6 protein-coding genes and 2 pseudogenes are annotated in these 4,341 nt (G+C 39.5%); 2 read left to right on the forward strand and 6 right to left on the reverse strand.

From position 1 onward, the window contains the following. Positions 1–154 precede the first annotated feature (154 nt). The 3 genes and pseudogenes from V7K46_RS08450 to V7K46_RS08460 all read right to left on the reverse strand — a co-directional run. Positions 155–481 (reverse strand): two-partner secretion domain-containing protein, encoded by a 327-nt coding sequence (locus V7K46_RS08450; RefSeq protein WP_335112107.1) that lies wholly within the window; start codon positions 479–481, stop codon positions 155–157. 344 nt (positions 482–825) lie between these two features. Further along, the gene (locus tag V7K46_RS08455; protein WP_335112102.1) at positions 826–1,623 is read right to left on the reverse strand and encodes a DUF3386 family protein; all 798 of its coding nucleotides are present in this window, start codon (positions 1,621–1,623) and stop codon (positions 826–828) included. A gap of 374 nt (positions 1,624–1,997) precedes the next feature. After that, positions 1,998–2,699 (reverse strand): annotated as a pseudogene (locus V7K46_RS08460) (ShlB/FhaC/HecB family hemolysin secretion/activation protein); the annotation flags it as partial. Positions 2,700–2,774: 75 nt separating this feature from the next. Here V7K46_RS08460 and V7K46_RS08465 point away from each other — a divergent pair. Both V7K46_RS08465 and V7K46_RS08470 read left to right on the forward strand, forming a co-directional pair. Next, on the forward strand, positions 2,775–3,008 hold the full coding sequence (locus V7K46_RS08465) for a hypothetical protein (RefSeq protein WP_335112103.1): 234 nt from the start codon (positions 2,775–2,777) through the stop codon (positions 3,006–3,008). A gap of 9 nt (positions 3,009–3,017) precedes the next feature. After that, on the forward strand, positions 3,018–3,182 hold the full coding sequence (locus tag V7K46_RS08470) for a hypothetical protein (protein WP_335112104.1): 165 nt from the start codon (positions 3,018–3,020) through the stop codon (positions 3,180–3,182). Positions 3,183–3,228: 46 nt separating this feature from the next. Here the strand turns inward: V7K46_RS08470 and V7K46_RS08475 are convergent, their stop codons facing one another. From V7K46_RS08475 to V7K46_RS08485, 3 genes and pseudogenes are all read right to left on the reverse strand, one after another. Beyond that, positions 3,229–3,351, reverse strand: coding sequence for a hypothetical protein (locus tag V7K46_RS08475; RefSeq protein ID WP_335112105.1), 123 nt, complete (start codon positions 3,349–3,351; stop codon positions 3,229–3,231). A gap of 90 nt (positions 3,352–3,441) precedes the next feature. After that, the gene (locus V7K46_RS08480) at positions 3,442–3,939 is read right to left on the reverse strand and encodes a hypothetical protein (RefSeq protein WP_335112106.1); all 498 of its coding nucleotides are present in this window, start codon (positions 3,937–3,939) and stop codon (positions 3,442–3,444) included. 2 nt (positions 3,940–3,941) lie between these two features. Next, positions 3,942–4,247: pseudogene (locus V7K46_RS08485) on the reverse strand (hypothetical protein); the annotation flags it as partial. Positions 4,248–4,341: the final 94 nt, after the last annotated feature.

Raw genomic sequence — 4,341 nt, forward strand, 5'->3', positions numbered from 1 at the left:
GGACGACAACCACGCGTTTGTTTGGTTTGCGTAGTATCTCCCATGATTTTGACCATCTGATCAAATGTCAGCCTTTGGACTCCCACCAGACGTTTAAACTCTCGGTTTGATAGTTTTTTTGTTTGCTCGTATCGCATAAGTGAGTTTAATCAAGCTAAAAACCCCCAATCTTACCATAAAATAATTCTGCAAGAGGTCTATTTTGAATTGTTGCAGCGTTATTAAAATATGCTGTACTACCATTAAGTACCGAAAATTGTAGAAAGCTATGGAATAAATTTCCCCCCGCTTGAGTTCCTCCTTCAATGGTACTGATGTTAGCTCTGTTTGTTACACGAGAATTAATAGGTAAAGTAGTATCGGGTTGAATTTGAGCAAAAGTGCAATATGGAGATAAAATTATCCTAGTACCTATTGCTAAAAAACTGGCTAACTCGAAAATTTTTTCGGTAATTTTAAGTTTGTCATAAGTTAAATAAATTCATAATTGATTTTCGGAAATTGGAGAAGAATTCAGCTATTCTGAATTCAGGAGTCAGCAATCTTGACGCTCTCTACAAGACGCTCTTGCTAGCTTGCTTCTTTGCAGGAGTAGGATGACTCGCTCTAAGCGTTCGCGTAGCGTCTCGTAGAGAAGCTATGCCGAAGGCTTTACGCTTTCCTGTATTTTGACTCCAGAAGGACTGAATTCTGTTTCGGTAAATAATGTAGCTTTTCTAAAATTTCAGTAAAGCTTTGCACAGTTCAAAATAATAAAGTAGAGCTTTTTGAATCTCACAAATAACTTATTGTGTTCTATAAGTAAGGGTTCAATTAATCTCTAATCTAAGGAGCACTTTGTAATAGTTGTATGTTACTATAGGTAAAATCTGCTGTATCAGTTAGTTTTCCTTTTTGAAAGTCGTGGATTACTTGATGTGTTAGCACGTAGTAACCAGAAGTTTTTACATAAGTATCTTTCGATTCTTCCACTCCCATGACTTGTTTAGTCCGAGGTTGTTGGAAAGTTGATCGATATCTAGTTGCTAAATAACCTTCTGATGTTTTCTCTGAGTCCAATACATCGACACTAACGGCAGTATTCCCAAGAAGACGATTGACTTGCGTAAGTTGATTGTGAGATATCTTATACCGAGCCTCTGTTTTCTCTCCTTGCTCAAAAATCTCTGCAACTCCGGTATTATCAGTAGCAATAAGTTTAAAAATACTATTTTTATGTTGTTCACTAAATGGAACTCGTCGGTGATGAGTAAGTATGGTCTGTAAAGAAACTTCCACGAGTTGACGTACTTCTTCCTCATTAATACCAGTTACTTTTAAACTCATATCTGGTTTTACAAGAACGTTTCCTCGGTAGTATTTCTTATCATGCTTTAGTTCTACTACTGCTGTATAACCTGGAAATTGAGGGTTCCAAGTGTAACGATTTTCATATGCTTTGCGAAAAATCTCAAGTGCAGAAATATTTGGGGTTAAGGAATTACCTGTGTTGTCTGACAAAAAAATTCTACTAGAGGCAAGCACTTGAGTCTTTATTTGAGTTACGAAAGCTAAACTCACTAAAGCTACACTTATAGAAAAACCTAAATGCCAGACTTTGTATTTTGATGCTTGTTTCATCATATTTGCCTCAACGAGTAAAACTTTCAACTTTGTTGAATATAATATTTTTAGCAGTGTACCTTTATCAAATTAGTTTTTAAAAAGTTTACAATAATCTTTATATCGCAAATTATTTAGTAGTCTTTTGAATAACATCATAAAGTATAACAAAAATATACGCATTGATGAACTCATAAACGAAAATATTTTTCCCAAACTAAAATCGGGTTTTTTCTGTAGAAAGCCTCATTGATTCAATAGCAGAAAATTACAAAATGCCATAATGTCTTGAATCTTGTATTCCAGCGTCAGTGACTAAACTCATGCACTCATGCGTATACGCATGAGTTTAGTCACTAATTTTGGAGAAGTTAAGGTAGATAGTGCTTAAAGTTTCAAAAAGGGTTGTACTGGAAATAAAAATATAGCCCATTTTCCTGCCATGTTTTATGTGGAAAGTCAACTGATATCAAAGGAACACCCCAGTCAATACGAGCGCTAAAGCGATCACTCTGTGACCAACGTAAACCTAAACCAATAGAAGCCAGAGTATTGGGAGTATCAGTATTATAATTATCCTTAGCCAAAATATTCCAAGCCAAACCGAGATTAGCAAAAGGAATAACCTGTAATACCCCGTTTTTCTTGGGTCCACGAAGTACTGGAAGCTGAAGTTCGGCTGAAGCGAAAGCACCATTATCAGTCACTAATAAATCTTGACGATAGCCACGAACGCTCTCAATTCCACCCAAACCAAACTGCTCTAAAGGCGGCAGTGGTTTGGTTGCTAGTTGAGTATTGAAACGAATTAACAGTAAAGTTTCAGGAGCTAAAAGGCGTACCCATTATGCTTGCCCTTGTCAAGAGAAAAAGCGGCTATCAGGAGCATATTGACTAACTGTGGCATTAAATGCCCCGATACCTAAATTAAATTGCGATCGCACTGCAAAGACTTGAGTGCTGTCATGAGCAGTCCATTCTTGAAAAAATCGCAATGCCGATACTCTGGTGTGTCCTTTGTCATCAGTTCCCAATTCGGGAAAAGGAATTCGCTCTTTTAGTGGAACATAGCTCGTTTCGCTTTCTCGTCGGGAGGCGAAGCGGATGTATGGCAGTAGGCAGTAGAGCAAGCTGGCAATAAGATTCCCTCTGGCCGCATAGTGAAAGACGTTGTGGATAGGATACGCGAAAGCACGAAAGTACCCAATCCTTACCATATTAGTGAAATATGCATTCTTTTGCCAAAGGATAACCCAGACTTGAGAGGTAAAGCGGGTTATTGGGGGGTGGTAAGTCACGTTGGGGAATACAGCTGTACACTCCAGACTTGGGACGGCGACTATACCGTGAAGATTGAACACCTGAAGTTACTGGAATTGCTTGATGAAGATTGCCAATTCATGTAACAGTTATGTGTGAGATTACGACAGTTGCATCAAGTTGCCAGCCGTGACTCTTCTGTGTATTGGCTGTTGCAGGGGTTGGGGAAACAAGCTAAACCGTATCTGTCATCCTTGCAGGCAAAGCTGCTGGCGGCTGTTGAAAGGGAGTACAATCTTGTTTGGAAGCAGCAGAAGTGATGAATTTATTGAGTGTCAAAGCAGCTTGAAAGTTCAAAATTTAAAATCAAATCGGGTAGGTGTTAGTAATTGGAGAACTTTTCACCCAAATATTCCGACTGTTATAAAAATCACCACGCTGTTCTAATGTAAACCCACCCAGCAATAGTCCTAACCATACTTCTACCATCGGCATTTGCAACACACGTTGCAGTTTAACTAAAGAAATCTCATCTTTGACATTTATCAGATGGTTAGTGATGTCTACGACGGGCTACGCCTACGCGCTCTGCCATTTTTGAACATCCTCATCTGATGCCAAATTGCGAACATCTTCTAAAGTTGTCACCTCATCGAGCATTGCCAAAATATTCGCTTTTTCAACAGGTGCTACTACAGAATCACCCAACTCAGTAGGATATGAAAATTGGTGTGGCCCATGTGGTTTAAAGGTTTGTGATGTTTGCGGTTCAATCAAATCATCTAAATCTAGGTGCATTGTTGTCCGCACTAAACCAGCAAAGAGATCGGTGCTAACAATTGGCCCCTTTGGGTTATTACGATCGCGGGTATCTTGCAACAGCACTTCGGCACGAGACTTGAGAATATCCGCAATCTGACTGAAGACAAGCGCTGCGGTTGATAACTGTGCCTCCAAGGGTAATTTTTCTAGCTCGGCATCTAAACATTCCCACATTGGTGCTAGTGTTGATGTCGCTGGAGATTCGGACAACTCATCAAGCACATCCCAAATTGTTAATTGGCGGTATGTGGTCATCTCTAGGATTCTGGATGTAACGGGCAGGGTCGTACTGGGCAGTAACTTGAGGCAATCTCGAACATCTCCTTGTACTGATACAGCGAAACATCATATTGTTTAGCAAATGCCTGCAACACCTGATCTGTATAGGCGCGTATTTTACCAGCCGTTAGCCCAAAACAGTGAATTGATTCCAGGCGACAAATAGGCTTTTGCCCCAGCCAGAGTTCTGCCGACATAGCGTGTAATGGTTTATCCCCTGGTTCTTTATATAGATACAACACTGCAAAATATGTTGCTGGTGCTTCGACTGCGATTGCATCAATAGACCTCTTGCATAATTATTTTATGGTAAGATTGGGGGTTTTTAGCTTGATTAAACTCACTTATGCGATCCGAGCAAACAAAAAAACTATCAAA

The organism is Nostoc sp. (genome assembly GCF_036917395.1).
In the GTDB taxonomy this organism is placed as follows: Bacteria; Cyanobacteriota; Cyanobacteriia; order Cyanobacteriales; family Nostocaceae; genus Nostoc.

Bases quoted from the DNA above. Each gene is read 5' to 3' on its own strand.
- V7K46_RS08455 (WP_335112102.1), bottom strand. From the start codon at position 1,623: ATGATGAAACAAGCATCAAAATACAAAGTCTGGCATTTAGGTTTTTCT.
- V7K46_RS08475 (WP_335112105.1), bottom strand. From the start codon at position 3,351: ATGGTAGAAGTATGGTTAGGACTATTGCTGGGTGGGTTTACATTAGAA.
- V7K46_RS08480 (WP_335112106.1), bottom strand. From the start codon at position 3,939: ATGACCACATACCGCCAATTAACAATTTGGGATGTGCTTGATGAGTTG.